Source organism: Streptomyces sp. NPDC013317, from assembly GCF_055563155.1.
In genome coordinates this window covers 198,282-223,699 of sequence record NZ_JBVHDX010000003.1, presented here as the reverse complement: position 1 = coordinate 223,699, position 25,418 = coordinate 198,282, and the positions used below count along the sequence as shown (strand labels likewise).

The 25,418-nt window shown below is 72.4% G+C and carries 26 protein-coding genes; 12 read left to right on the top strand and 14 right to left on the bottom strand.

The features are described 5' to 3' along the window. Positions 1-23: 23 nt before the first annotated feature. Complete coding sequence (locus tag ACZ3IJ_RS09900) at positions 24-395, bottom strand: hypothetical protein (protein WP_467467178.1); 372 nt, start codon at positions 393-395, stop codon at positions 24-26. A gap of 109 nt (positions 396-504) precedes the next feature. Here ACZ3IJ_RS09900 and dnaK point away from each other — a divergent pair, with 109 nt between their 5' ends. Beyond that, positions 505-2,367, top strand: coding sequence for a molecular chaperone DnaK (gene dnaK / locus ACZ3IJ_RS09895; RefSeq protein ID WP_467467177.1), 1,863 nt, complete (start codon positions 505-507; stop codon positions 2,365-2,367). Between the two features lie 9 nt (positions 2,368-2,376). Here the strand turns inward: dnaK and ACZ3IJ_RS09890 are convergent, their stop codons facing one another. Genes ACZ3IJ_RS09890 through ACZ3IJ_RS09880 form a run of 3 tightly spaced genes read right to left on the bottom strand, consistent with a single transcriptional unit; the run spans position 2,377 to position 4,864 of the window. Beyond that, entirely contained in the window at positions 2,377-2,583 is a 207-nt protein-coding gene (locus ACZ3IJ_RS09890) for a helix-hairpin-helix domain-containing protein (protein ID WP_467467176.1), read from the bottom strand. 26 nt (positions 2,584-2,609) lie between these two features. Further along, the gene (locus ACZ3IJ_RS09885; RefSeq protein WP_467467175.1) at positions 2,610-3,995 is read right to left on the bottom strand and encodes a vWA domain-containing protein; all 1,386 of its coding nucleotides are present in this window, start codon (positions 3,993-3,995) and stop codon (positions 2,610-2,612) included. Continuing rightward, positions 3,992-4,864, bottom strand: coding sequence for an AAA family ATPase (locus tag ACZ3IJ_RS09880; RefSeq protein WP_467467174.1), 873 nt, complete (start codon positions 4,862-4,864; stop codon positions 3,992-3,994). The genes ACZ3IJ_RS09885 and ACZ3IJ_RS09880 overlap by 4 nt, the downstream gene beginning before the upstream one ends. A 339-nt stretch (positions 4,865-5,203) precedes the next feature. Between ACZ3IJ_RS09880 and ACZ3IJ_RS09875 the strand changes: the two genes are divergently transcribed. The 5 genes from ACZ3IJ_RS09875 to ACZ3IJ_RS09855 all read left to right on the top strand — a co-directional run bounded on the left by ACZ3IJ_RS09875 (position 5,204) and on the right by ACZ3IJ_RS09855 (position 9,468). After that, positions 5,204-6,400: a PP2C family protein-serine/threonine phosphatase gene (locus ACZ3IJ_RS09875; protein ID WP_467467173.1), complete on the top strand. Its 1,197-nt coding sequence runs from the start codon at positions 5,204-5,206 to the stop codon at positions 6,398-6,400. Between the two features lie 173 nt (positions 6,401-6,573). Continuing rightward, positions 6,574-7,188, top strand: a complete 615-nt coding sequence (locus tag ACZ3IJ_RS09870; protein WP_467467172.1) for a hypothetical protein — start codon at positions 6,574-6,576, stop codon at positions 7,186-7,188. Between the two features lie 226 nt (positions 7,189-7,414). Then, positions 7,415-7,783: a luciferase domain-containing protein gene (locus tag ACZ3IJ_RS09865; protein ID WP_391801943.1), complete on the top strand. Its 369-nt coding sequence runs from the start codon at positions 7,415-7,417 to the stop codon at positions 7,781-7,783. Between the two features lie 144 nt (positions 7,784-7,927). Beyond that, entirely contained in the window at positions 7,928-8,809 is an 882-nt protein-coding gene (locus ACZ3IJ_RS09860; RefSeq protein WP_467467171.1) for a YhjD/YihY/BrkB family envelope integrity protein, read from the top strand. A 158-nt stretch (positions 8,810-8,967) separates the two neighbouring features. Next, positions 8,968-9,468 (top strand): NUDIX domain-containing protein, encoded by a 501-nt coding sequence (locus ACZ3IJ_RS09855; RefSeq protein ID WP_467467170.1) that lies wholly within the window; start codon positions 8,968-8,970, stop codon positions 9,466-9,468. 52 nt (positions 9,469-9,520) lie between these two features. Here ACZ3IJ_RS09855 and ACZ3IJ_RS09850 read toward each other — a convergent pair whose 3' ends face one another. Beyond that, positions 9,521-10,042 (bottom strand): AMIN-like domain-containing (lipo)protein, encoded by a 522-nt coding sequence (locus ACZ3IJ_RS09850; RefSeq protein ID WP_467467169.1) that lies wholly within the window; start codon positions 10,040-10,042, stop codon positions 9,521-9,523. 171 nt (positions 10,043-10,213) lie between these two features. On the opposite strand from ACZ3IJ_RS09850, the gene ACZ3IJ_RS09845 reads away from it, so the two are divergent. Together ACZ3IJ_RS09845 and ACZ3IJ_RS09840 are read left to right on the top strand one after the other, a co-directional pair. After that, complete coding sequence (locus tag ACZ3IJ_RS09845) at positions 10,214-10,432, top strand: hypothetical protein (protein WP_467467168.1); 219 nt, start codon at positions 10,214-10,216, stop codon at positions 10,430-10,432. Positions 10,433-10,489: 57 nt separating this feature from the next. Continuing rightward, positions 10,490-10,987 (top strand): peptidylprolyl isomerase, encoded by a 498-nt coding sequence (locus ACZ3IJ_RS09840; RefSeq protein ID WP_467467167.1) that lies wholly within the window; start codon positions 10,490-10,492, stop codon positions 10,985-10,987. A gap of 102 nt (positions 10,988-11,089) precedes the next feature. Here ACZ3IJ_RS09840 and ACZ3IJ_RS09835 read toward each other — a convergent pair whose 3' ends face one another. Together ACZ3IJ_RS09835 and ACZ3IJ_RS09830 are read right to left on the bottom strand one after the other, a co-directional pair. Further along, positions 11,090-11,347: a type B 50S ribosomal protein L31 gene (locus ACZ3IJ_RS09835; protein WP_467467166.1), complete on the bottom strand. Its 258-nt coding sequence runs from the start codon at positions 11,345-11,347 to the stop codon at positions 11,090-11,092. A 112-nt stretch (positions 11,348-11,459) separates the two neighbouring features. Then, positions 11,460-13,958 (bottom strand): SpoIIE family protein phosphatase, encoded by a 2,499-nt coding sequence (locus tag ACZ3IJ_RS09830; protein ID WP_467467165.1) that lies wholly within the window; start codon positions 13,956-13,958, stop codon positions 11,460-11,462. A 136-nt stretch (positions 13,959-14,094) separates the two neighbouring features. Between ACZ3IJ_RS09830 and ACZ3IJ_RS09825 the strand changes: the two genes are divergently transcribed. From ACZ3IJ_RS09825 to ACZ3IJ_RS09810, 4 genes are all read left to right on the top strand, one after another. Next, complete coding sequence (locus ACZ3IJ_RS09825) at positions 14,095-14,367, top strand: hypothetical protein (RefSeq protein ID WP_467467164.1); 273 nt, start codon at positions 14,095-14,097, stop codon at positions 14,365-14,367. A gap of 61 nt (positions 14,368-14,428) precedes the next feature. Next, positions 14,429-14,938: a DinB family protein gene (locus ACZ3IJ_RS09820; protein ID WP_467467163.1), complete on the top strand. Its 510-nt coding sequence runs from the start codon at positions 14,429-14,431 to the stop codon at positions 14,936-14,938. A 106-nt stretch (positions 14,939-15,044) separates the two neighbouring features. After that, on the top strand, positions 15,045-16,451 hold the full coding sequence (locus ACZ3IJ_RS09815; RefSeq protein ID WP_467467162.1) for an FAD-binding oxidoreductase: 1,407 nt from the start codon (positions 15,045-15,047) through the stop codon (positions 16,449-16,451). A 52-nt stretch (positions 16,452-16,503) separates the two neighbouring features. Continuing rightward, positions 16,504-16,770, top strand: a complete 267-nt coding sequence (locus tag ACZ3IJ_RS09810; RefSeq protein WP_352190044.1) for a hypothetical protein — start codon at positions 16,504-16,506, stop codon at positions 16,768-16,770. Between the two features lie 6 nt (positions 16,771-16,776). Here ACZ3IJ_RS09810 and ACZ3IJ_RS09805 read toward each other — a convergent pair whose 3' ends face one another. The 7 genes from ACZ3IJ_RS09805 to ACZ3IJ_RS09775 all read right to left on the bottom strand — a co-directional run bounded on the left by ACZ3IJ_RS09805 (position 16,777) and on the right by ACZ3IJ_RS09775 (position 25,415). Further along, positions 16,777-18,645, bottom strand: coding sequence for a hypothetical protein (locus ACZ3IJ_RS09805; protein ID WP_467467161.1), 1,869 nt, complete (start codon positions 18,643-18,645; stop codon positions 16,777-16,779). A 91-nt stretch (positions 18,646-18,736) separates the two neighbouring features. Beyond that, a complete protein-coding gene (locus ACZ3IJ_RS09800) occupies positions 18,737-18,949 on the bottom strand; it encodes a DUF4287 domain-containing protein (protein ID WP_467467160.1) in 213 nt (70 codons plus the stop codon). 180 nt (positions 18,950-19,129) lie between these two features. Continuing rightward, positions 19,130-20,455: a pectate lyase family protein gene (locus ACZ3IJ_RS09795; RefSeq protein ID WP_467467159.1), complete on the bottom strand. Its 1,326-nt coding sequence runs from the start codon at positions 20,453-20,455 to the stop codon at positions 19,130-19,132. Positions 20,456-20,513: 58 nt separating this feature from the next. Next, positions 20,514-21,854: an ABC transporter substrate-binding protein gene (locus ACZ3IJ_RS09790; protein WP_467467158.1), complete on the bottom strand. Its 1,341-nt coding sequence runs from the start codon at positions 21,852-21,854 to the stop codon at positions 20,514-20,516. Continuing rightward, positions 21,851-23,416, bottom strand: a complete 1,566-nt coding sequence (locus ACZ3IJ_RS09785) for a glycoside hydrolase family 43 protein (protein ID WP_467467157.1) — start codon at positions 23,414-23,416, stop codon at positions 21,851-21,853. The genes ACZ3IJ_RS09790 and ACZ3IJ_RS09785 overlap by 4 nt, the downstream gene beginning before the upstream one ends. Beyond that, positions 23,413-24,252 carry a DUF6807 domain-containing protein gene (locus tag ACZ3IJ_RS09780; RefSeq protein ID WP_467467156.1) on the bottom strand — a complete coding sequence of 280 codons (840 nt, stop codon included), beginning with the start codon at positions 24,250-24,252 and terminating at the stop codon, positions 23,413-23,415. Before ACZ3IJ_RS09780 ends, ACZ3IJ_RS09785 begins: the two co-directional genes overlap by 4 nt. Continuing rightward, positions 24,249-25,415 (bottom strand): Gfo/Idh/MocA family protein, encoded by a 1,167-nt coding sequence (locus ACZ3IJ_RS09775; protein WP_467467155.1) that lies wholly within the window; start codon positions 25,413-25,415, stop codon positions 24,249-24,251. Before ACZ3IJ_RS09775 ends, ACZ3IJ_RS09780 begins: the two co-directional genes overlap by 4 nt. Between the last annotated feature and the right edge of the window lie 3 nt (positions 25,416-25,418).

The window sequence follows — 25,418 nt, the reverse complement described above, 5'->3', positions numbered from 1 at the left end:
CAGCCGCCACCTCGCGGCGGCCCTTATCCCAGCAGGTCCGTGGGGACGTGCGGGGCGAGTTCCCGTACCGCCCGCTCCGGATCGGGATCGGAGACGGCCAGCCGGCCGAAGGGGGCGTCCCGGCGCAGCTCGACGCAGACCACCGGAGTGCCCGGTTTCACCACCACGAAGTCCCGGCCGTCCGGCAGGACGCGGATCCCGACGCAGATCCGGTCGGGGATCCACAGCCCGCGGCCGCGGCCTCCGCGCAGCGCGCGCCACCAGTCGGGCTCGATACGTACCTCCCGCAGGGCGCCGACCGGCACTCGTACGTCGCGGCGGCGCGCCGCCAGCTTCTCGCGCGAGGAGAGCCGGACGACGACATACCCGGCGTCGTCCACCGTGACCCGCGCCATCGCACCTCACCGACCGTTTCGGACCTCGACCGAATCGGGACATCTCCCTCCATGATCGGGCCGTGTGCGGGTAGGTGCCAGACAGGGACGACAGGCTGAGGAGAGGGCCATGTCACGCGCAGTCGGTATCGACCTCGGAACGACGAACTCGGTGGTCTCCGTCCTCGAAGGAGGCGAGCCGACGGTCGTCACGAACACCGAGGGTGGCCGGACGACGCCGTCCGTGGTCGCCTTCGCGAAGACGGGCGAGGTGCTGGTCGGCGACGTCGCGAAGAGGCAGGCGGTGACCAACGTCGAGCGGACCGCCCGTTCGGTGAAACGACACGTCGGCGACGCGCGGTGGCGTTTCCCCGAGAGGGGCGAGATCGACGGCCGCAGGTACACGGCGCAGGAGATCTCGGCCCGTGTCCTGCAGAAGCTGAAGCGCGACGCGGAGGCGTATCTGGGCGAGGACGTCACGGACGCGGTCGTCACCGTGCCCGCGTACTTCAACGACGCCCAGCGCACGGCCACGAAGGAGGCGGGCGAGATCGCCGGCCTGAACGTGCTGCGGATCATCAACGAGCCGACGTCCGCGGCGCTCGCCTACGGCCTCGACAAGGAGGACGACCAGACGATCCTCGTCTTCGACCTCGGTGGCGGCACGTTCGACGTCTCCCTCCTGGAGATCGGCGAAGGGCTCGTGGAGGTGAAGGCCACCAACGGCGACACCCACCTCGGCGGTGACGACTGGGACCAGCGGATCGTGGACCACCTGGCCAAGGAGTTCGAGAACGGGTACGGGGTGGACCTGACCAAGGACAAGATGGCGGTCCAGCGTCTGCGCGAGGCAGCCGAGAAGGCGAAGATCGAACTGTCCGCGGCGACGGAGACGGCGATCAACCTGCCGTACGTGACGGCGTCCGCCGAAGGTCCGCTGCACCTGGAGCAGCGACTGACGCGTGCTCAGTTCGAGCGGCTGACCGCCGATCTTCTGGAGCGCTGCAAGGCGCCGTTCCACCAGGCGGTACGGGATGCGGGGATCGACGTGCCCGCCGTCGACCACGTGATCCTCGTGGGTGGCTCGACGCGCATGCCCGCGGTGTCCGAGCTGGTGCGGGAGTTGACGGGAAAGGACCCGCACCGGGGTGTGAACCCGGACGAGGTCGTGGCCATCGGTGCGGCTCTGCAGGCCGGTGTGCTGAAGGGTGAGGTCAAGGACGTCCTGCTTCTGGACGTGACGCCGCTGTCGCTTGGTATCGAGACCAAGGGCGGCATCATGACCAAGCTGATCGAGCGAAACACCACGATCCCGACGAAGCGGTCGGAGATCTTCACGACGGCGGAGGACAACCAGCCGTCGGTGCAGATCCAGGTGTACCAGGGCGAGCGTGAGATCGCGGCGTACAACAAGAAGCTCGGCATGTTCGAGCTGACGGGTCTGCCGCCGGCGCCGCGTGGTGTCCCGCAGATCGAGGTCGCGTTCGACATCGACGCCAACGGCATCATGCACGTGACCGCGAAGGACCTGGGCACGGGCAAGGAGCAGAAGATGACCGTCACCGGTGGCTCCTCGCTGCCGAAGGACGAGGTCAACCGGATGCGTGAAGAGGCCGAGAAGTACGCGGACGAGGACCACGCGCGTCGTGAGGCCGCCGAGTCCCGCAACCAGGGCGAGCAGCTCGTCTACCAGACGGAGAAGTTCCTCGCGGACAACGCGGACAAGGTCCCCGGTGAGGTGAGGACCGAGGTCGAGACCGCCGTGGCCGAGCTGAAGGAGAAGCTCAAGGGCGAGGACACCGCGGAGATCCGTACGGCCACCGAGAAGGTCGCGGCCGTCTCGCAGAAGCTCGGCCAGGCGATGTACGCCGACGCGCAGGCCGCTCAGGCCGCGGGCGGCGACGCCCCGCAGGGCGAGGCCAAGGCCGACGACGACGTCGTCGACGCCGAGATCGTCGACGACGAAGGAGAGCGGAGGAGCGGCGGCTCCTGACCCCCGAGGTCAGCCGAGAGAGAGGCCGCGCTCCTCCAGGCTCTCCTGCAGCACGCGCAGCGCCTTCGGGCCGACGCCGTGGAGCGCCGCGAGTTCGGTCGCGGGCACACCGGCGAGCGCGTCGAGCGTGGTGTAGCCGGCGGCGGTCAGCGCCCGGGTGGCGGGCGCCCCGATGCCGCGCGGGAGGTCGGTGGGGGGCTTCTCAGGTGTGGTCACACGCGTGATGGTGCCACGCGGGCTGCTCACACCGGCAGCAGCCTGCCGACGAGGTCACTCAGCTGGCGCGCGTTGCGGCACGGACGCATGTCGACCAGTTCGGCGTAGGCGAGTGCGGCCGAGTCGCCCGTCGACCACAGCGAGGGCTGCTCGGGGTTGAGCCAGTGCACCCGGCGCGCCCGGTCGGCGATCCGTTTCAGCGCCGCGAGGTTCGGGTCGCTCATGTTCGTACGGGCGTCGCCGAGGACGAAGACCACCGTGCGCGGACCGACCGCTTCGGCGTACCGCTCGTCGAACTCGCCCAGCGCGGTCCCGTAGTCGCTCTGGCCGTGCCAGCCGGTCAGCACCGCCTCGTCGAGGATGCGGGCGCCGAGGCCCGCCGGGTCCGCCGAGCCCCGCGCGACGAGGTCGGTCACCTCGTCGACCCGGTTGACGAAGGCGAACACCCGCACCCTGCTGAACTGGTCGTGCAACGCCTGCACCAGCAGCATGGTGAAGCTCGCGAACCCCGCGACGGACCCCGACACGTCGCAGAGCAGGACGAGTTCGGGGCGCGCGGGCCGTCTGCGCCGCAGTACCGGCCGCATCGGTACGCCGCCGGTCGACAGCGAACCTCGGAGCGTGCGCCGCAGATCGACGCGTCCGCGCGCGGCGCGCCGCCGACGTGCCGCGAGGCGGGTCGCGAGCTTCCGCGCCAGCGGCCGTACCGTCGTCCGCAACTCGTCGAGCTGGGCCCGCCCCGCGAGCAGGAGGTCGACGCTGTCCGGAGTGCCCCCGACCGCGCGCCGCGCGATCCGGTCCCGGCCCCGCCGCTCGGCGACCCGGCGCCGCGCCTCGGTCCGCACCCGTTCCCGGAACGCCTCGATGCGCCGCCGGATCTCGTCGTCCGTGAGCCGGTCGGTGAACTCGGGTCCGTCCACGGCCGCGTCGCGGAGCATCGCCCGCACACGGGCGAGCAGGGTCTCGGGCCGCAGCCGGGCGAGCGTCTGGTACGAGGACCAGCCGTCCGAGTCCGGAGCGGAGCCGTACCCGCCGAGACCGCCCACCGCCTCGCCCGCGAGCCGCGTCAGCGCCGAACGGTCGTCGGCGGCCAGGGCGGCGGCCAGCCGGTCCCGCAGCGCCGCCGTGTCGGACGCGCCGGCCGAGGAGACGGAAGCAGCCTCGGCGGGATCCGTGGTGGTGAGGGGGAAGTAGAGGTCGAAGACGCGGTCGAAGAGCGGGCGCTGTACCTCCTTGTGGAGCAGTGTCGCGGCGAGTGCCTCCCGCATCCGCTCCCGGTCGGTGAAGCCAACCGCCTCCAGGGCGTTCCCCGCGTCCACGCTCTCGCCCGTGCCGATCGACAGGCCGTGGGCGCGCAGGGCGTGCACCAGACCGGTGAGCCGGGGCGTCACGCCGGCCGGAGCCGTGGTCACAGCGTGTCCAGATCGAGCTTGGCGGCCGCCTTCTGGATGTCGTCCTGGTGCTTGAGGATCACGCCGAGACTGTCGCGGACCACCGTCTCGTCGAGGACGTCGGCGCCGAGGGCGAGGAGCGTCCGGGCCCAGTCGATGGTCTCGGCGACCGAAGGCGCCTTGCGCAGGTCCATCGCGCGGAGCGCCCCGACCACGCGGACCAGCGACGCCACCAGGGCCGCGTCGAGCCCGGGCACCTTCGACGTCACGATCCGGCGTTCGAGTTCCTCCTCGGGGAAGCCGATGTGGAGGAAGAGACAGCGGCGGCGCAGCGCCTCCGACAGCTCGCGCCCGGCGTTGGAGGTGAGGACGACGAAGGGGCGCCGGGTCGCCGTGATGGTGCCCAGTTCGGGCACGGTGATCTGGAAGTCGCTGAGAACTTCGAGGAGGAGTCCCTCCACCTCGATGTCGGCCTTGTCCGTCTCGTCGATGAGCAGCACGGTCGGCTCCGCGGACCGGATGGCGGTGAGGAGCGGGCGGGGGAGCAGGAACTCCTCGCTGAAGATGTCCGTGCGCGTCTCGTCCCAGGTCTCGTCGCGGCCCGCGGTGATACGCAACAGCTGCTTGGCGTGGTTCCACTCGTACAGGGCGCGTGACTCGTCGACGCCCTCGTAGCACTGGAGCCGTACGAGCCGGGCGTCGGCGACCTCGGCCACGGCCTTGGCCAGCTCGGTCTTGCCGACTCCCGCGGGACCCTCCACGAGAAGGGGCTTGCCGAGCCGGTCGGCGAGGAAGACGGCGGTCGCGACGGCGGGCGAGGCCAGGTACCCGGTCGCGGCGAGCCGCTCGGCGACGTCGTCCACGGAGCTGAAGCAGCCGGTCGTCGTCATGGTTCCCCCAGGAGCAGCGCGATTCCGTACTGGCCGGTAGCCATAGGCGTACTCGATCAGTTCCGGCCCCGTTGCACAACCGTCCTGACCGCGCGTGCGGTCAAGGTCACCGACGAGACGAGGGGGCGCCGGCGTCCCCGATGAGCCGGGGGGAAGCGGTGAAGATCGGGCACGATCACCCGCGCTGCGCGGCGTCGGGCGGAAAGATGATCTGGCTATGGGGTCACGGAATGTGATGGACTCCTGGTCCGGCCGGTGTGGCGCGCGGGCAGGTCGCGCCGCTGGTCCAATGGGATGTGTGCGCTGTGCGCTCTGGGCCGTCGCGGCGGTGGAGGTGTCTTGTCGGAGCGAGCGGGGGAACAGGGCTCCCTGGTCGAGGAGCATGCGGCGGTCCTGGCCCGGCTGCGAGCCGCGACGGACGCGATCGAGGAGATCGGCTCGCACCCCGACGAGCAGAGTGTCTGTGAAGGCCTGGCCGCGTTCCTCTGCCGGCACGGATTCGACGCGGCGGCCGTGGACGTACGGCCCGAGGACGAGCCCGGATGGGTACGGGTCGCCGTGGCCGGCGACCCCGAGCTCGTCGACCGGGTGGAACCGCGGCAGGAGAAGGGGGCGTCCTCTACCCGTGCGGACGCGGCCCCCGGCGGCGACCCCGTCCAGGTCGTGTCCGTGTCCCTGGAGTGGCAGGGGCGCGTCGTAGGATCCGTCAGCGCCGTCGTCGCACGGGCCGACGACCTGGGCGAGCACGAGACGGCCACGGTCCACGACGCGGCGCGGCTCGCCGCCGTCCAGCTCGGCCACGCCCGCCGGCTCGCCGCCACCGAACGGACCGCCTTCCACCTGCAGCAGGCGCTGGTCGCCGAGCCGGGCCGGCCGCACCCCAATCTGGAGGTCGCGGGCCGCTACCTCCCGGTCGGCGCCAGGACCCTGGTGGGCGGCGACTGGTTCGAGAGCGTACGGCTCCACTTCGGCCGGAGCCTCCTCGTCGTCGGGGACGTGATGGGGCACGGGCTCGACGCCGCCGTCGACATGAACGCGTACCGCACCGCCCTGCGCGACGTGGCCTCCACCGACCTGCCGCCGCACCGCGTCCTTCGCCAACTCGACTCCGTCATCGCCGACGACGGCGGGCTGCGCCCCGCGACCTGCCTGCTCGTCCAGGTGGACCCGGCGCGGGGCTCGGCCACCTTCGCGAGCGCCGGCCACCTGCCGCCCGCCGTCTTCGCGGCGGACCGCTCCGCCGACCTGGTCGACCTCCCCGTAGGCCCGCCGCTGGGCACCGGGGTCGGCGGCTACGAACCCGTGACCCGCACCCTCGCCCCGGCCGACACGCTCGTGCTCTTCACGGACGGACTGGTCGAGCGGCGCGGCGAGGACATCGACGTCTCGCTCGCCCGGCTCTCCTCGCTCCGCCTGCGGCCCGGCTCCAGCCCCGAGGAACTCGTCGACGAGGTGCTTCAGCGGCTCGACGCGCACCACGCCGAGGACGACGTCGCCGTCCTCGCGGCCCGCATCCGGGAGCGCTCCCAGCCCTAGGAGGCGTGAGGCCGGGCGGGTCCGGCGCGGCCCGGTGCGGTCACCCGGACGCCCCGGCCCCCTTGCCGACCGCCCGTCGAGGCCATCGCATGGAACGGGAGCGGGTCCACCCGGGTCCGCCCACCGTCGGCGAGCCCCCGCGGGCAGGACGCCGGGCAGACGAAGGGACCGCCGTGTACGTACGCACGCTGTATGCGACAGGAGATCCGGCCGAGCTCGGCGCCGCGGTCGACACGACCGCCTCGGAAGGCCGCGCGCTGGCATCGGAGCAGCCGGGGTTCCGGGGCATGGGGCTGTTCGTCGACAGGGAACTCGGCAAGCTCCTGGCAGCGACGTGGTGGGACGACGAGAGGTCCCGGGACGCCAGCGACGACGTGCTGCGCGAAACACGCGCCGCGCAGCTCGCACCGTTCGCCCGGACCGCGGCCGTCGACAACTGGGAGGCGGCCGTGGCCCGGCCGCCGCGGTCCGTCGGACCCGGCGCGTGGTTCCGGCTCGTACGCCTGGAGTTCGAACCCGCCGCGACGGACGCCCTGACCGGGGTCTTCCGGGACATGGCGCTGCCGGGGCTGGAGGCGCTCCCCGGTTTCGCCGGCGGATCCCTGCTCGTGGACCGCACCGCCGGCCGGGCGATGGTGGGCGTCGTCTGGAGCGACCGTGACGCCCTGGCGGCCTCACGCGCCGGCGTGGCGGCGATCAGGGGCGCGGCCACCGCCCAGGCGCACGTGATCACGAGGAGCGTCGAGGAGTTCGAGGTCGTCTACGCCGGCGTCACTCCGCCCTCCTGAACGCGAGGCGTCTCCACCGGTGGTTTCCCGTCGTCCACTTCCGACCCGCAGGCGCGCGCTCCACCCGGAATCACCGCCCCGACCGGCACGAACGGCGGGCGCCGCGAAGCAGGTTGTGAGACGGCAGATGCCGTGTGTGACCAGCGGCGGCCGGTTCTCAAGACTCGGTGCGATTCTTTCCGCCGGACGCTTGTGCAAGCCCCTCCGTCCCGGCACGCTCCTGGGTATGAACACCGCCCGGCACGCCAGTGAACGTCTGATGAGCTGGCCCTCGCTGGCCCCCGGCCGCGCCCAGTGCGGCGCCGAGCTCGGGCTGCGTAGCGCGACGCACGACATCGTGCACTTCCACGGCGAGCACGAGGCCGACGTCCACCTCACCCGAGCCATGATCGCGAAACTGCGCCCCGCCCTTCTCGGGTCCAGCGCCGTCCGACTGCGCGCCGGTTCGGGGTGGGTGACGGTCCGTCTGGACATGGGATCCGACATCGATCTGCTGGCGACCCTGGTGAGCGCAGCGCTCCAGGCGTCCTCGGGACGCCCGGACACGGCACCGGACGGCTGCACCCGCACCGGCCTCACGCCCGCCCGAACCTGAACCCACCGACACCGGGCGGGCGCTCCCACGAGCGGCGCGGCCGTCCCTCGTCCCGTCGGACCTCGCTGTCCACGACGGGTCCGGATCCCCCGTTCGGCGGCATGTCGGAGGGGTCCTGCCGCCTGGGCGGGTACTCCCCGTGGCATGCCCCCCACTCCCGGCGCGCCCCACGACGGTGCCCCCGCCGAGCACGGTCACTGGTTCCGTCGGCTCCACCGGTCCGTCCTCACCTCGGTCGTCGGGCTCGCCTGGAACCGCGGCCGCGAGGTGGAGCTGATGCACCGCGCCATGGGCTTCGCGGCGCTCAGCCTCCTCACGCTCGTCCCGCTGCTCATCGTGGTGGCCGCGGCCGACCTCGCCAGCGGCCAGGGCTTCGCCCGCTGGCTGATCCAGGGGCTCGGCGTCGCCGAGGTCTCGCAGGAGGAGGTCGAAGAGCTCTTCGGCAAGCCGGGGCAGGCCCTGCAGCGCACCACGGCCTTCGGCCTCGCCGCCCTCGCCGCGTTCGGGGTGACCTTCGGGTCGGCCGTCCAGACCGGCTACGAACGGATCTGGGACATTCCCACCGCCCGCTGGCACACGATGTGGCGGCACGTCGTCTGGCTCGCCGTGCTCGTCGTCGCGCTCCTCCTCTTCGTCACCGCCCCCGTGCCCGCGCAGTCCTCCACGGCCACCACCGTCCTGGTCGCCGTCGGCGACGTAGCCGGTACCTTCTTCTTCTTCTGGTGGTCGCAGCGGTTCCTCCTCTGCGGCCGCATCCGCTGGCGCGCCCTCGCCCCGGGCGCGGTCTGCACGGCTCTGGGCCTGTTCGGGCTGCGGATCTTCTCCCAGTTCGTCTTCTCCCCGTTGATCGTCTCCAACGCCTTCACGTACGGACCGTTCGGCACGGTCCTCGTGCTGCAGTCCTGGCTCGTCGGCGTGGGTTTCGTGGTCTACGGCGCCGCCCTCGTCGGGCGTCTCGTCCACGAACACCTGGTCCGGCGCCACATCGACCGGCTGCCCTCCGAACTGCCTGACGACCTCGCCTGACGCCACGTCACGACGAGCCCGTCGGGGCGTACGGGGCCGGTCCCCACGGCTCCGCGATCACACGATCCGGTGGTCATGATCGCGAGGCCCCGGCCGGGGGCGGGACGAACGGTTGGATGGAGGCGTTCCACCCGGCCCCGTCGAAAGAGAGCTGACCCATGCCGAACACCTGGCTGCCGCCCGCCGACTACATCGCGACGCTGCCGAGGGCGACGGCGTACGCCTGCCTGTACTTCACCGACACCGGCGGCCGGCCCTTCCAGCTGCGGGCCACCTACGACACCGGGCTGTGGCAGTGGCCCGGCGGGAACATGGACCCGGGGGAGACGCCGTGGCAGACCGCGGTCCGCGAGTGCCGGGAGGAGACCGGGATCGTCTTCGAGGGCGAGCCGAGGCTCATCGGCACCCACTTCGTCTCCGACCGGGGCGAGGAGTGGCCCGCCAATCACATCGGATTCATCTTCGACGGGGGCGTCCTGACGGACGAGCAGCTAGCCGGGGTCGTCCTCGACCCGGACGAGCACTGCGAGTTCCGCCTCCGCAGCCTCGCCGAGTGGGAGCGGGAGATGACGCCGGGGAGCTTCGCCCGGCTCGCCGAGATCGACCGCGCGCGACGGGCCGGCACGACCGTGTACGTGGAGTCGGGCGTCGACCTCTGAGCGGACGGCCCGGCGGGGGCGTCACCGGTACGGCCCCGCCGGGTGTCCTCGCTCAGGCCCGGCAGCCGACCGGGTGATCGATGTCGAGCACGACGCGCTCGGGGGAGTGGAGCGTGCGGACCTTGTAGGCGGGCTTCGTGTCGAAGGCCGCCCCGATGGTCACCACACCCTCGAAGTCGCCGGTGAGGGCGACGCCCTTGAGCGTGGGGAGATAGATCTTCAGGAGCCGGGGGCCCTGGTAGACGGACCGGCCTGACTCGTCGTGTGCGGCGGCGGGGGACAGCCTGATCTCGAGGAAGTACTTCCCCGCGAGCGGAACCCGCTGGCCCGACCCGTCGTAGTGGAGTGCCGGCACCGGCGTCACGGTGAACGGGGGCATCGCGCCCCGCACGTCGACGACGAGCCGGTCGAAGGTGGAGTGCCCGCCCCAGCGGGCGTCGACCACGAGCGCGGTCGAGGGCGGTGCCTTCGCCACCGACCGCTCCGTGGAGGCTCCGGCGGGGATCGTGGCACCGATCCCTGCGGCCAGAACGATGCCGGCGGCCACGGCCGCGAGGCTCTGACGATGAAGCATGACGTCCCCCATCTCTGGTGCTACGGGGACAGTGGTGTCAGTAGGGAAGACATCCACCACAACCATACGGTTGCACTAGTTCTGGGTGGAATTCAGACGATATGAGGTGCGCACTTCGTTCACCTGGGTCGCGGGCCGTAACCACTCGGCCTCTCGACAGTTGACCAGGGCATGAAGAAGCGCAGCATGCTCGCCATCGCCTCCCTCGCCGCCGGTGTCGTCACGGCCCTCGTCACCCCGCCGCCGCACGCCTCCGCGGCCGAACACGGCGCGACCGGCACCACCGGACTCCTGCAGAACGACAATCCGGTCGGCCCCCTGCTGGACGGAGCCGCCCCGCTCGTGGCCGACGGCCTCCCCGGGACTCCGGACGCCGGCGGACTGGTGTGACCCCCCGAAGGGCAGCCCGTGCGCGCGCAGCGTGAGCGGGAATGACAGGATGTCCCCATGAGCAACAACGTTTACTTCGACATCGAGATCAACGGCGAGCCCTCGGGCCGTATCGTCTTCCAGCTGTTCGACGACGTCGTCCCGAAGACGACGAAGAACTTCCGTGAGCTCGCCACCGGCGAGCACGGCTTCGGCTACGCCGGTTCCCCGTTCCACCGCGTCATCCCCGAGTTCATGCTCCAGGGTGGCGACTTCACCAACCAGAACGGCACCGGCGGCAAGAGCATCTACGGCGAGAAGTTCGCCGACGAGAACTTCACCCTCAAGCACGACCGTCCGTACCTGCTGTCGATGGCGAACGCGGGCCGCAACACCAACGGCTCCCAGTTCTTCATCACCACGGTCCTCACCCCGTGGCTCGACGGCAAGCACGTCGTCTTCGGCGAGGTCGTCGAGGGTCAGGACCTGGTCAAGAAGATCGAGGGCCTCGGCTCCGGCTCCGGCGCGACCAAGGCCAAGATCGTCGTCGCCGCGTCCGGCGTCGTCGAGGCCTGAGCCGTACCGCATCCGTACGACCGCCCCCGCAGAGCACCACGCGGGGGCGGTCGTCCGTTCCCGCGAGCCACCGCCCGCAGGGAGGAAGCCGGCCGTGCCGGGTCAGGACTCCTCGCCGCCCTCCCCGTACCGGCGTTCGAACTTCGCGATGCGGCCCTCGGTGTCCACCGTGCGCGCCTTGCCCGTGTAGAACGGATGGCTCTCGGACGAGATCTCGACATCGACCACGGGATAGCTGTTGCCGTCGTCCCACTCGATGGTCTGCTCGCTCGTCGCCGTGGACCGGGTGAGGAAGGCGAACCCGGCGGAGCGGTCACGGAAGACCACGGGGCGGTAATCCGGCTGCTTGTCCTGCTGCACACGTCCTCCTCGGGGTGCCTGTCTGATGCCCCCAGCCTCTCCGGCACCGGCCCGGCCGACCAGCGCCACGGGGCCGACCGGGTGAGGACGCCCCGTGCGGCTCGGCGACCTCTCAGTGGGTCCAGCGGGCGGCGAGCAGGACCGCGATGTCGTCCGGGCGGTCGGTGGCCTGCCGGGCGTCCCGGATCAGCCGGTCCGCCGTCTCCGTGAGCGGGATCGACCCGGTGACGGAGAACGTACGGCGCAGCCACTCGACCCCCTCGTCGATGTCCCGGCCCGGACGCTCCACCAGGCCGTCCGTGTACAGCGCCAGGACCGCTCCGGGCTCCAGGTGCAGTTCCGTCACCGGATACGTCGCCTCGGGGTCGATCCCCAGGACCAGACCGCCGGCCAGCTCCAGTACCTCCGCCGTTCCGTCCGGGCGCCGCAGCAGTGGCTGGGGATGCCCCGCCCGAACCGCCTGGACCGTACCCCTCGCCGGGTCGAGCACCATGTAGCAGCAGCTGGCGAACTGCCCGGGATCGAGGTCGATCAGCAGCCGGTTCGTTCCCATCAGCACGTCCTCGGGGGACTGGCCGGCGAGCGCGAAGGCCCGCACCGCGCTCCTCAGTTGCCCCATCGTCGCCGCGGCGGCGACGCCGTGGCCCTGGACGTCGCCGACCACCAGGGCCAGCAGCCCCTGCCCGGTCTCGACCACGTCGTACCAGTCGCCGCCCACGTCCATGCCCGTGGTGCCGGGCAGGTACCGCGCCACGGTGTCGACGTGGTCACGGACCGGCAGCCGCGCCGGGAGCAGCGCGTCCTGCAGCCCGCGGGCGAGGGCGGCCTCGCTGTCGTACCGCCGGGCCCGCTCCAGGGCCTGGGCGATGAGCCCGGCCAGCGCCGTCAGGACCGTACGCTCCTCCGGACTGAAGCCGCGCGGCCGGTCGAAGCCGAGGATGCACGAGCCGACCGGCCGGCCCGAGGCGATCAGCGGCAGGAAGGCACGGGCCCCCGAGAGCGCGTCCAGCGGGAGTTCCGGATAGGCGCGGCTCATCTGCTCGATCGACTCGAAGAACAGCGGCCGGCCGGTCGCGAGCACCTCGACGCCGGGCAGGTGGGCGTCGAGCCCCACACCGTCGAAGGGCTCCAGGAATCCCGGCGGGAAGCCGGTCTCCCACGCAAGGTACAGATGCCGGTCGCTCAGCAGATAGATCGCGAGCTGCCGTCCGCCGAACGCCGGCAGCAACTCGTCGGTGACCACCGCCGAGACCTGGCGGGCCGTGACCGCCTCGGTGAGCGCGATCGCGAGCGCCACCGGCCGGTACAGCGCCGACGCCCGGTCGGCCGGCGAGCCGAGTCCCGAGTCCGGCTGGGCGACCGAACTGGGTTTGTAGGCCGGGTCGGTCTCGGGGAGCAGCACGATCGTGACGCCGTCGTGGCCGGGGTAGAGCGAGACCGAGAGCCACTCCGCGTCGGGTACGTGGGCCAGGAAGTGCACGGGCTCGTCGGAGAGCAGCGCGGCCCGTAGGTGCTCCTCGTACGCGGGATTGTTGAACCACGGCAGGGCCTCCCACATGGTCAGCCCGGCGAGCGAGGCGCGTGGTCTGCCGAGGAGGGCCTCGGTCAGATGGTTCACGTACGTGATCCGGCCGAGGCGGTCGATGGCGAGGATGGCCCGCGGCAGCCGGTCGGTGGCGTCGGAGCCGACCAGGCCGGTGCCGAGGTCGACCAGGGACCCCTTCAGCCGACCCGGGCGGTCGCCCGCGGCGCGGGCGGAGACCTCCAGGAGGTGGAGTCCGCCGTCGGGACCCTTGAGCCGGATCCGGCGCGCCATCTGGGCACCCGACTCGGCCGCACGGCGGGCCATGGTCCACAGCGCTGCGCTGTCCTCCGGAGCGAGGCGTGCGGTCAGCGCCTCCATGGTCCCCGGGAACGGGTCGTCGGTGCTCTCCCCGATGATCGCCCGCAGCCCGGCGTCGGCGGTGACGGTTCCGGTGGTCAGGTCCCAGTCGAAGTAGCCGATGCGGACCGGCTTCGTACCGCCGGAGGGAAGCTGGACACACACCGGCTCACCGGGCCACTCGACGACGGTGCCGCTCTCGGCGAGGTTCATGAGGGTGTCGCCGAGCCGGCGCGCCTCGCGCGCCATCCGCATCCGGTCCCGGGAGTTGACCGGCACGCCCGGGCTCGGCGTGCGCAGCACCACGAGCACCCCGAAGCGTTCCCGGCCGCTGACGATCGGCGCGTACAGGGAGGCGAAGGGGAAGGGGAGGCTCGCCACCAGCTGGGGGAACTGGCGCATGGCCTCGTCGACGTCGGAGAGGTGCACCGGCTGGCCCGAGCGGTGCACCTCGGCCACCGGGAACGGACGGTTCGCGTGCATGCGCCACCAGGGCCGGAACAGCTGCCCGGGGAGCCCCGCGAGCACCGCCATCCTGAGCAGGTCCGGTGTCCCGGAGCGCAGATAGACGGTGCCCGCGTAGCCTCCGACGGCCTCGATCGAACGCAGCGTGCCCTCGGCCAGAACCAGAGGCAGGGCGTCCAGCAGCCGCCCGTCGGCCTCCACGTTCCCAGGAACGTCCCCGGTCCGCGCCGACGGGGAGGGGCCGGCCTCGCGGTGCGACGTCACACAGACAGGATGCTCCCCGGCCCTGCGGCCCCGCATCTCGGGTGGTCGCATGAAGCGTCGGTCCGGTCACACCGCGTCACACCCCTGTGCGGGCCCGTCGGTCTGCGCGACGATGGGCGGGGAGAGGCAGGTGGCCATGGACGCGTCCGTGATGACCGCGGTGGTCGCCGCGGCCGCGCTGGTGTGCCGCGCCGCGGTGCTCGAGATGCGTACACCCGGCGCCGGCCGCCGTGCCTGGGCCTTCGCCACCGACCGGCGGGCCCTGGGCGCAGGGGCGGGCGCCGCGCTCGCGCTCGGTGCCGTGGGAGGGGCCACGGTCGGTGGCACCGCCGTGCTGGTCTGGGCCGGCCTGGCCGGGCTGCTCGTCGCCTCGCTGACAGCGGAGCGGAAGCGCCCACCCGGCGAGTGAACCGCCGGAGGATCCGGGTACGTTCGGGGAACGCGACGGATCTCGCAGAGGAGCAGCACCCGTGACCACCGACCCGCGCATCGCACCGCCCCTGCTCGGCGGCGAACGTGAGACCCTCCGCGCCTTTCTCGACCACCAGCGCGCGACGCTCGCCATGAAGTGCGAGGGACTCGACGACGCGCAGTTGAGGGAGCGCCCGATGGCGCCCTCCACGCTGTCTCTGCTCGGCCTCGTCCGGCACATGGCCGAGGTGGAACGCGCCTGGTTCCGCCGGGTCTTCGAGGACGGCGAAGCGCCGATGGTCTGGTCGGACAAGATCGACTTCCAGGCCGCGTACGACGCGAGCCGGTCGACCCGAGCCGAGGCGTTCTCCGCCTGGGAGGCCGAGGTCGAGACCTCCCGGAGGATCGAGCGGGAGGCCGTGTCCCTCGACCTCGCGGGACACCAGCCGCGATGGGGCGAGGACGTGTCCCTGCGGATGGTCATGGTCCACGTCCTGCTCGAGTACGGCCGCCACAACGGTCACGCGGACCTCCTCCGCGAGGGAATCGACGGCACCGTCGGCGCCTGAGCCGCCGCCTCTCATGCGTCGACGCTCCGGCCCCCCGGACCGGGCTGGCACCGGCTCCCGGCCGGTGGGAGCCTGGCAGGAGAGCCCGATCGGCCGAGGAGTCACGATGGGCGCACCTCCCGCAGCCGCGCGCGTGGACGAGGCGGCCTTCCAGGAGCTGGAGCGATCCTTCTCCGGCAGGCTCGTCCGACCCGACGATCCCGCCTACGACGAGGCGCGGCGCATCTGGAACGGGTCGATCAGCAAGTTCCCCGCCCTCGTCGCGTACTGCACCGGCGTCGCCGACGTCGCCGCGGCGCTGGAGAGCGCGACGCGCAGTGGGCTGCCGGTCGCGGTACGGAGCGGCGGCCACAGCTTCCCCGGCCAGTCACTGGTCGACGGCGGACTCGTCATCGACATGTCGGCCATGAACGGCATCCGCGTCGACCCCGTGAACCGCACGGTCAGAGCGCAGGCAGGGGTGCTGCTCGGGGCGCTCGACCGCGAGACACAGCACTTCGGGATGGCCGTGCCCGCCGGGATCGTGACACACACCGGCCTCGCCGGCCTGACCCTCGGCGGAGGGATCGGCTGGCTCATGCGCAAGTACGGGCTCACGGTGGACCAGCTGCTCTCCGCGGACCTGGTCACCGCCGACGGCACCTTCGTCACGGCGAGCGCGGACCACGAACCCGAACTCTTCTGGGGCCTGCGCGGCGCGGGCGGCAACTTCGGCGTCGTCACCGAGTTCGAGTTCCGGCTCAACCCCGTGGGACCCACCGTGCTCGCCGGACCCGTCCTCTGGCCGCTGGAAGAGGCACCGCACGTCCTCGCCTTCTACCGCGAGTGGATCACCGACGTGCCCGACGAGCTGACGACCATCGTCGTCCACCGCAAGGCCCCGCCCCTCCCGTCGATCCCGCCGGAGCTGCACGGCAGGCCCGTCATCGCGGTGATCAGCTGCTACGCCGGGGACATCGAGACGGGCCGGCGGGTGCTCCGGCCGCTGCGGGCGTTCGGCACACCGCTCCTCGACCTCTGCGCACCCAAGCCCTTCCTCCAGCACCAGTCGATGTTCGACCCCTCGTTCCGCCCCGGCTGGTGGTACTACGTCCGCTCCTGCGACATCGAGCGCCTCGACGACGAGGTGATCGGCATCAGCGCGGCCCACGCCCAGCAGCTCACCTCCCCGCTCTCGACGTGCAACATCTTCCACCTGGGCGGTGCCGTCGCCCGCGTGGGCGAGGACGAGACGGCGTGCAGCGGGAGGAGCGTGGGCCACACCTTCAACATCAACGGGAACTGCTACGACGCCGAGGGGTTCGACGAGGCGCGGGCCTGGGCACGGGACTGGTGGTCCGCGCTGGAGCCGTACCACGCGGGCGTCTACGTCAACTTCCTCATGGAGGAGGGCGCGGCCCGCGTCGAGCAGGCGTACGGAACCGAGAAGCTCCGCAGGCTGCGGGCCCTCAAACGGGAGTACGACCCCGGCAACGTCTTCCGCTCGAACCAGAACATCGCCCCGGCGGCCTGACCGTCCGTTCGCGACCGGGCGAGTGTCAGTCCCGGGTGCGATGCTGCCGGGTATGGACGAGCTGATGCGAGGCCGTGTCTACGGCGCCGACCACGACGATCCCCATCCCGGCCCCAGACCCGGGCGGGTCTACCGCGAGCTGGTGGCCGGCCCCCTGGACGGCCTCCTGCTCGACGTCACGGGATGGACCGCGGGGCAGCTCGAGGAGGGGGCCGCCCTCGCCACCGAGATCGGCGCCTACGGCCCGGGCGGTCACGCCCGGTACGGCCCACGGGAGGGCGACGGCGTGCACTGGGACTGGGAGGGCGACACCCGCTAGGCCTGGTCACCCGCCGGCCTGTCGCGGCTCCCGCTCACCCCCCGGCCAGGGGAAGCCGAGCGCCTCGGCGTGCTCCCGGCTGCCGCCTCGCACCTGCGCCAGGGTCGTCGGATCGGTCGATTCCAGGCGCGCCAGAGCGGCTGCCGCCCTGGCCTCGGGAGGTGTGCCGTCGTCCGGCAGGTTCCAGAGAAACTGCAGCCAGGGACGGTCCACGTCCAGCCGCCCTCCGGCGAGGCCGGCACGCGGCGCGAGCCCCGGCTGGTACGCGAAGGACAGCACCGTGATGTCCGGATCGTGGTAGTCGGTGCCCACCCATCCGAACCGTGCGTCCCAGCGCGACAGGAGGTCGGGCCGGTCACGCAGGCCCGCGGCGAGGAGCCGTGCCGTGATCCGGGCAGGCCACGCCCAGGAGTGGTCGTTCTCGGCGCGTGCGATCTCAGCGTCGTAGTCGGCCGCGTCGAAGCGGTAGGCAGGGGGTTCCGTCTGCCCGCGCCGCACGGACGACGTGCGGCGCCAGTCACGCCAGACGACCTGGTCCCCGTCCCGCTGCACGGTGACGTAGAGGGCGCCGCAGCAGCCCTCGGTGCAGTACGCCTCGGCGAGTTGGACCTCCCGGGGCTCGGCCGTCGCCCGCAGACGTCCGCTGTCGAGGAGCTCCTCCGGCGCGTTTCCGGGGCCCAGGCCGAAGGCCTCCGGGAGGATCGGCCGCCCGTCGATCAGCGGGCGGGTCTCGGCGACGTCCGGGTCGGCGGGATCGCGCACGGCGACCTCGATGCGGAGCCGGGGCGCGTCCGCCGCGGAGAGGCGGAACGGCTGCCGGGCCGTGCGCCGGATCCACCGGATCCGGCGCCGGTCGGCGGGGTCCTCGGCGTCGAGGCCGGCCAGGGCCTCCCATGCGGGTGCGCGCAGGACGGACTCCAGGGTGTCGAGCAGCTCCGCGCGTCTGCCCGGCCGCCAGGGGAGCACGTTGCTGGGGCCGCTGTGCAGGTCGAGGGCGAGGGAGAGGAGGGTCGCGCAGTGGTCGAGTGTCGGAGGGAGCAGGGCCGCCCGCTCGACGACGGACTCGTAGGCGGCGACGGCCTCCTCGTAGAGGAGGATCTCGGGACGGTAGCCACGCTGGCTGGTCATCCGCGACAGCAGCCGGGCCGCTTGTGCGAGGACGCCGGGATCGACCGGATCCTCGCGCAGGACGTCGGCGAGCCGGACCGCCTCCGCGATCCTTCGGGCGGTCTCGGGCCCGAGGGCGCGCGGGCTCACGGGCAGCCCCCTCAGCCGGGCCCGGGCGGCTCTGTCGTCGCCGGTCGCCAGGGCGTCGACCAGCGGACGCACCTCGCGGTCCCCGGCGCGTACGGCGAGCCAGACGAGGGCGGCCGCAGCGCGGTCGAGGCGGGCGAGCGCCTCCACGGCGTCACCCGTGAAGTCCCGGATCAGGCCGAGGATCCGGAGGCAGGGCACGTCCTCCGGTTCGCCGAGCCTGGCCAGGAGGCCGAGGCCGAGAGCGACGGCCGTGCTGCCGGAGCCTGTACGGGTCAGCCGGCGGGCGAGCGCCCGCGCGGCCCCCTCGTCCGCCAGCGGAAGGCCTGCCACGACGTGGCGGACGTGGTGGTTCCGCAGACCCAGCTCCTCGAGGCGCCGCTGCACGCCGTCGGCGGCGCGCACCGCGTCCGGGTCGGTCAGGAAGGGAGTGACGGCGTCGATGGCGGTCTGGCGCGCCGTGCGCCGGTCGAGCGGGGAGAGCGGCCTGGGCGGCGGATCAGGGACGGGGTAACCCCTTGCGGGGAGGCGGCCGTCGGGCTCCGCGCCGTACCGGCGCAGGGCGTAGTCGTACAGGGAGGGCCGAGGGGTGAGCGCGCCGCGCTCGTCCGGGGCGCTCACAGGGCGGAGGGGGACTCGATTCCGTAGGTCATGCGGGGGATCCTGCCAGGCCCGGCCGGTCGCGCGCGAGCGAATTGGCCGGGCCGCGGGATCACTTGCCGCTGTCCTCCGCGAGCGTGTGCGCGACGAGGGCGTTGGCGTGGCCGTGCCCGAGGCCGTGCTCGGCCTTCAGCCAGGAGACGAGCTCCATGTGCTTGGTCAGCGGCGAGGAGCGGATGAGCCCCTGCCACTCGGAGATCGGGCGGCCGTACTTCTTCTCGATCGAGGGGAAGTAGCTCGCGGGGCCCTTCACTGCGTCGGCCATGGCGTCGTGTTCCTGTTCTGTCGCTGTGGTGTGTCGTCGTATGTATGACCGCACGGGCAGCGTGAAGTGATCGGTTGAGCCATGTGGTCCACGTCATAGCGTCGGGACGGCGTCGGCCGGAGCCCGGACTTCGGAGCCCGGCCGACGCCGGGTGGCGGGCTGCTGCCCGCCAGGGCTCGGTCAGTGGAGCCTGCCCGCGCCCGCGCGGTGGGCGACGAGACCGGGCACGGCCCGCGGGTTGTCCACGCGAGCGCGCAGCGTGGGCGTCCAGCCGGCGCCGCCCCGCAGGATCTCACCGGGGAACTCGGCGTTGTGCAGGGCGAGGAGGTCGACGGGCCGGCCGTTGACGAGATTGCCCACGGTCGTGACCGGCGCGTCCTTCCACTTCTTGAGGATGCTGCCCGCACCGACACCCGCCGGCACGGTGAACGTGTTCTTCTCGGCGACGAGCTGGGACTCCTGGCCGATGCCGAGGCTGTACGCGTAGCCGGTGGCAGGCACCACGAAGTGGTTGTTGTACGCGTCGACCTGGCCGAAGCGGACCCTGGGCGCGCGCTCGATCACGTTCCTGAACAGGTTGTGGTGCAGCGTGACCCGCAGCCTGCCGCGGTCGGTGGCTCCCGCGCTGTCGCTGTTGCCGATCATCAGCGTCTTGTCGTGGTCCGCGAAGACGTTCCAGGACGCGGTGACCAGGTCGGCCCCGCGTACGACGTCCAGCTCGCCGTCGTGCCGCTGGTAGACCTCGCCGTAGTACCTCGGCAGCGAACTGTCGGGGTGGGCACCGTCGGTGAAGGTGTTGTGGTCGATCCAGACGTGTGTGGAGCCGTACACGACCATGCTGTCGTACTCGGAGTTCCAGGCGCCGGTGGCTCCGTCGGTGGGGTCCCACTGCGGAAAGCAGTCGAGGGGGCTCTCGACGGTCAGATTGCGGACCACGACGTTGTCGACGCCCTGGATCTGCACGCTCCCGCCGACGATCCCCGCGTTCCCGCCGACGCCGACGACGGTCGTGTTGGCAGGGACGTACGCCTTGATCGCCCGGCCCTGCGCCTGCGCGGACGCCGCGCGCAACTCCTCCTGCGGTCCGCTGACGACGGTGTCACGGCCCCAGACGGCCGGGTCGTAGTCGGCGAGGTACCGCGGGAAGTCGTAGCCCGGCGCCTCGAACGCGGAGCAGCCCGCGGCCGTGGCGTTCAGTGTCCCCTTCACTTTGACGATCCTCGGCTCCGTGCCAGGGACGGCGAGGGCCGCCCGGAACTCCTCCCAGGTGGTGACGGTGAAGACGCGGGAGGCGACGGCCGCCGCGCCCCCGCTCGTCCCCGTGCCCGCCGAGCCCCAGCCGTCTCCGGCGGCCAGCGTCGCGCGGGCGGAGTCCGCAGCGGGCGCCTGGGCCGAGGTCGCCTCAGGCTGGGGCGCCTGCGCCGCGGCCGGCGTCGCCGAGGCTCCGGTGAGGGCCAGGACGAGGGCGGTCGCTCCCGTCAGGCACCTGTGTCTGTGTCCACTCATCTGTTCTCCTTGGAGTCGGGTCCGGGCCGCGTGAACCACTCGGGGGGATCCGCGGGGATCACTTGTTCTGCGACTTCCACTCGGCCTGCGCCGTGTTGAGCTGCTCGGCCAGGTCGTCCAGGAAGTCCTTGGCCGTGGACTTCCCGAGCAGCACCTTCTGGAAGGCGGGCTCGTTGTCGGCCTTGGAGATGGTGTTCCAGTCGGGCAGGTAGTACGGCAGCTGCACGATGGCCGCCTCGCCGCTGAAGAGCACCTCGGCGGCGAGCTTCGTCGGCTCCGCCTTCTGGATCCAGGGGTCCTGGGCCGCCTCGGTGTTCGCCGGGATGGCGCCGGCCGACTCGTTCCACTTGCTGTTGGACGCGTGCGAGGCGGCGAACTCGATGAACTTCCAGGCCGCCGCCTTGTTCCTGCTGGAGGAGAAGAGTCCGAGCCCGTCGACCGGGTTGGAGACCTGCACCCGGGTGCCGTCGTCCGTCGTCGGATTGGGGATGCCTCGGAACTTCCCGGTGCCCAGCGCCTTCACATGGTCCTTGTAGGAGCCCAGGTTGTGGTTGAGCATGCCGATCTCGCCGCTGTCCCACTGGGCGACCATCTTGGTGAAGTCGTTGTTGACGTCGGCCGCAGGGGTGTTCCTCTTGAAGAGGGCCGCGTACTTCTCCAGGGCCGCCACGTTCTCGGGAGCGTTGACGGTCGTCCTGTCGCCGTCCCAGAAGGACGTGATGCCGCTCTGGCCGTACATCGCGTCGAGCGCCTGGGCGATCGAGCCCGCGCCGCCGCGGATCGTGTAGCCGAACCTGTTCTTCTCCTTGGCGGTCAGCTTGTCGGCCGCCGCGTAGAACTTCGACCAGGTGGTGGGCTCCTCGAGGCCGGCCGCCCGGAAGAGGTCGGTGCGGTAGTAGAGGACGCCGTTGCTCGCGGACGTGGGGACGGTGAAGAGTCTGTCCCGGCCGCCCGCGGACCTGACGCTGTCGACCATACCCGCGTTGAGCTTGCCCTTCAGTGCGCCGGACTCGACCCGCGCGTCGAGCGGCTCCAGGGCGTTCTGGGCGGCGATACCGGCGAGCATGGCGGCACCGACGCCGCCCACGTCCGGCAGGCCGCCGCCCTGGATGGCGGTGTCGTACTTGGACTGCACCTCGGTCGACGCGATGCCGACGTACGTCACCTCGATGTCGGGGTTGGCCTTCTCGAAGTCCGTGATGATCTCCTTCCAGACGTCGGTGCGCACACCGCCGTTGTTGTCCCAGAAGGTGATCTCTCCTTTGCCCGAGCCCTCGTCGCCCTTGTCGCCGGCGGCGCCGCTGCCGTCGTCGCCGCAGGCGGTGAGGGTCAGGGCGAGGACGGTGGCGAGGGCGAGGGCGTCGGCGGCTCTGCGCCGCCCGCTGCGGAAGATGGTCATCGTCGGCTCTCTTCTCTCGGGGGAGTGTCGTTCGGTGTGATGCGGAACGCGTTGAAGACGGCCGTCCCTGCGGGGCCGGTGCCCGGCGGAGCGGCGGCGAACAGTCCGATCAGAGCGCCCACCCACCGCCAGGGGGTGGCCGCGAAGACCTGACCGGAGTCGGTGGGACCGTCACCCGTGTCGTACGAGAACCGGCAGCGGGCACCGTCGTCGATCTCGACCCGCAGCCGGACCCGGCCGTCGGGGGCGGGCCGCGCGAAGGCCGCCTCCCGTTCCCGCTCGGCGGAGACCGGAGCGAACCGGTGGACCAGCAGGACGGCCCCGTCCGCCTCGCGACGGAGCCCGATCCAGCTGTACGCGTCGCCCAGGACCGTGAGTCCGGCACGGGCGCCCGGCTCCTCGCTGTCCAGGCGGAGTTCGACCTCGACCGCGCAGGGCCGGGCGGGCAGCCGCTGGGTGAGGAGGTGCGGCAGCCGGCGCAGGTCCTCGGTCTCCTCCGTACGGCCGCAGTTCAGCCACAGGCCGTCGGCGGAGTGCCGGGTCGTCCAGCCCTCCCTCGGGTTGGCCGTCCACTGCCACTGCCGTCCGAAGCGGCCGCCGGGGAACCCGTCGTCCGTGGCCGGTGCCGAGAGGGGCTGTCGGGGCAGCGCGGGCTTGCGGTGCACCAGGACGGGAGAGCCCTCGTCGCCGAGGACAGGCCAGCCGTCGTCACCCCAGCGCATCGGCTGGAGATGGACCACCCGTCCGTACGCGCCGCGCTCCTGGAAGTGCAGGAACCAGTCCTCGCCCCGCTGCGTACGCACCCAGCCGCCCTGGTGCGGGCCGTTGACCTCCGTACCGCCCTGCTCAAGGACCACCCGCTCCTCGTACGGGCCGAAGAAGCCGCGGGAGCGGAAGGCGCCCTGCCAGCCCGTGGCCACGCCCCCGGCCGGGGCGAGGATCCAGAACCAGCCGTCGTGCCGGTACACCTTGGGGCCTTCGAGCGTGAACCAGCCCGGGAGGCGGTCGCCGTCGACGATCGTCCTCCCGCCGTCGAGGAGTTCGGTGCCGTCGGAGCTCATCCGGTGGCCGGTGAGCCGGTTGCTGACGCCGGAGCGGGACTTCGCCCAGGCGTGGACGAGATACGCCTCGCCCGTCTCCTCGTCCCACAGCGGACAGGGGTCGATCAGGCCGCGGCCCGGCTTCACCAGGTGGGGGATGCTCCATCCCGCCCGTACGGAAGGGGAGTTGATCTGCCAGATCCCGTGGTCGGGGTCGCCCCAGAAGATCCAGAACCGGCCGTCGTGGTGGCGCAGCGCCGGCGCCCACACGCCCCGGTCGTGCTGAGGCGAGGCGAAGGAGGTCTCCGGGGGCAGCCGCTCCAGGGCATGGCCGACGAGCGTCCAGTTGACCAGGTCGCGCGAGTGCAGGATCGGCAGTCCGGGCGCCCGGCCGAAGCTGGAGGCGGTGAGGTAGTAGTCCTCGCCGACGCGCACGACGTCCGGATCGGACCAGTCGGCGGCCAGGACGGGATTGCGGTACGTCCCGTCCCCGAGGTCCCCGGTGGGTGCTGTCCCCCTCATGCCGTCACCGCCTCGCGCACCAGCGCTGCCGCGCCGCCGCGGTCGAGGCGCCCGTCGGCGACGACGGTGACCACGCGGCGCTCCGCCGTCGCGCCGGCCGCGAGGTGGAGGCGCTCCTCGGAGGCGAGGGAGGAGCCGACCCCCGGGTACTCGGCGGCCCGTACGAACCACGGGTCGCGCCTGGTCTCCTCGGTGGCACCCGCGAAGACCAGGGACCAGTCGCGGCCCACGAGAGCGACCCAGTCCGCACGGGCGCCGTGCACGGCCCGCTCGCCCTCCGCGTCCGCGCCGAAGACGTCCGGCGCGGCGCCCTCCCGAGGTGCCCGCCAGAAGAATCCGCCGTAGGCGGCGCCGGGCCGGCCGTTCGTGGCCGGGCTGCCGAAGGACAGCTCCTCGCCCGAGGCGTTGGTCAGCGAGAAGGAGAGATTCAGAGCCCACGCCGTGTCGTCGAGCGGCACGGCGGAGACGGTGCGGCGCTCATGGAGCAGGACGCGACCTCCGGCGACCCAGCTCAGCTCCGCCACGAAGCCGCCGCGGTCCCGCCGTGCGAATCGCTCGTGCCGCTGTACGCCGTGATTGTCGAGGACGGTCGGTCCCCGGTCGCGGACGAAGGTCCGCCCGCCCCAGAAGTTGAACCCCGCGACGTCGGGGACGGCGACACCGGCGCCCAGATGGTGCGGATGATCGGCGGGGAGCCGTTCGGTGACCGTGACGCCCCCGAGCGTCGCGACGGGGTGCAGGTACGGGCGCGGCGAGCGGTCGGCGCCGGTGCCGGACCGCAGGACGTAGCGGGCGACAGGGCGGCCGGCGCAGCGCAGCACCGTCGGGGCGCTCATCCGCACACCGCCTTCCGCGGCAGCGGGGCCCAGGGCGCGCCGAGTTCGGAGTAGAGAGCGAGGGTGTCGGCGCTCGCCGCGACCAGGCCGTCGATGCCGGGCACCACGCGGCGCGGCGCGCCCGCGCCGGGCTCGGAGCGCCAGGCGTCCGCCGGGAGTTCCAGCGGGTCGGGAGCGAGCCGTACCGCGTCGACGACCCGCATGAACGCGCCGGTGTCCCCGGGCGGTACGAGCAGTCCGGCCCCGCCGCCCACATGGGCGACCAGGTTCTCCAGCAGATCGGTCCGCCCGTACACGGCCTCCTCGGGACCGTGCCCGGCCCGCTGGAGGAGTACCCGGTCCTGCTTGTACCAGAAGGTGATCCGCCCACGGGTCCCGTGCACCACGACGTACGGCTCCGAGGGCGTCTCGGCGCAGAGCGTCGCCGCCACACTGACCCTCGTTCCCCGGGTGGTGAGGACCCGGACGCACGAGGTGTCGTCGGACTCGATGGCGTAGGCCCGCAGCAGCTCCGTCTCGACGCACTCGACGTCCTCCGCGCGTGTGGCGCCGTCCAGGGCGAGCGCGGTCGCCACCGCGTGGGCGAGCGGATTGGTCAGCGCGCCGTCGACCACGTCGACGCCGTCGATCCTCCGCCGCCCCGCCCAGGGAGCGCGCCGGAAGTACGCCTCGTCGCGGACCCAGGCCCCGGCACCGCCGACCCCGAGGAGTTCGCCGATCGCGCCCTCCCCGATCAGCCGCCGGATCGCGGGAACGGCATGGGAGCCGAGCGACTGGAAACCGATCTGGCAGGCCACCCCGGCCGCGGCGACCCCGTCGGCCATCCGCCGGAACGCGGCGTACGACGGAGCCGGGGGCTTCTCCAGGAGCAGATGCGCCCCGTGGCGGGCGGCGATCAGGGCCAGGTCGGTGTGGGTCTGGATCGGGGTGCAGACGACCGCGATCCCGGCGCCCGTCGAGGCGAGCAGCGCGTCGAGGTCGTCGGACTGCTCGGGCGTGCCGAAGCCGTCCAGCTCCCGCGCCCCGAGCGGCCGCAGCTCGCAGACGCCGGCGAGCGTGACGAGCCCGAGGCGTTCGAGCCGGCGGATGTTGACCAGATGGGACCGTCCGTGGCCGCGGGCGCCGGCCAGGACGACGGGGAGGGGTTCGCGAAGGGCGGTCATCGC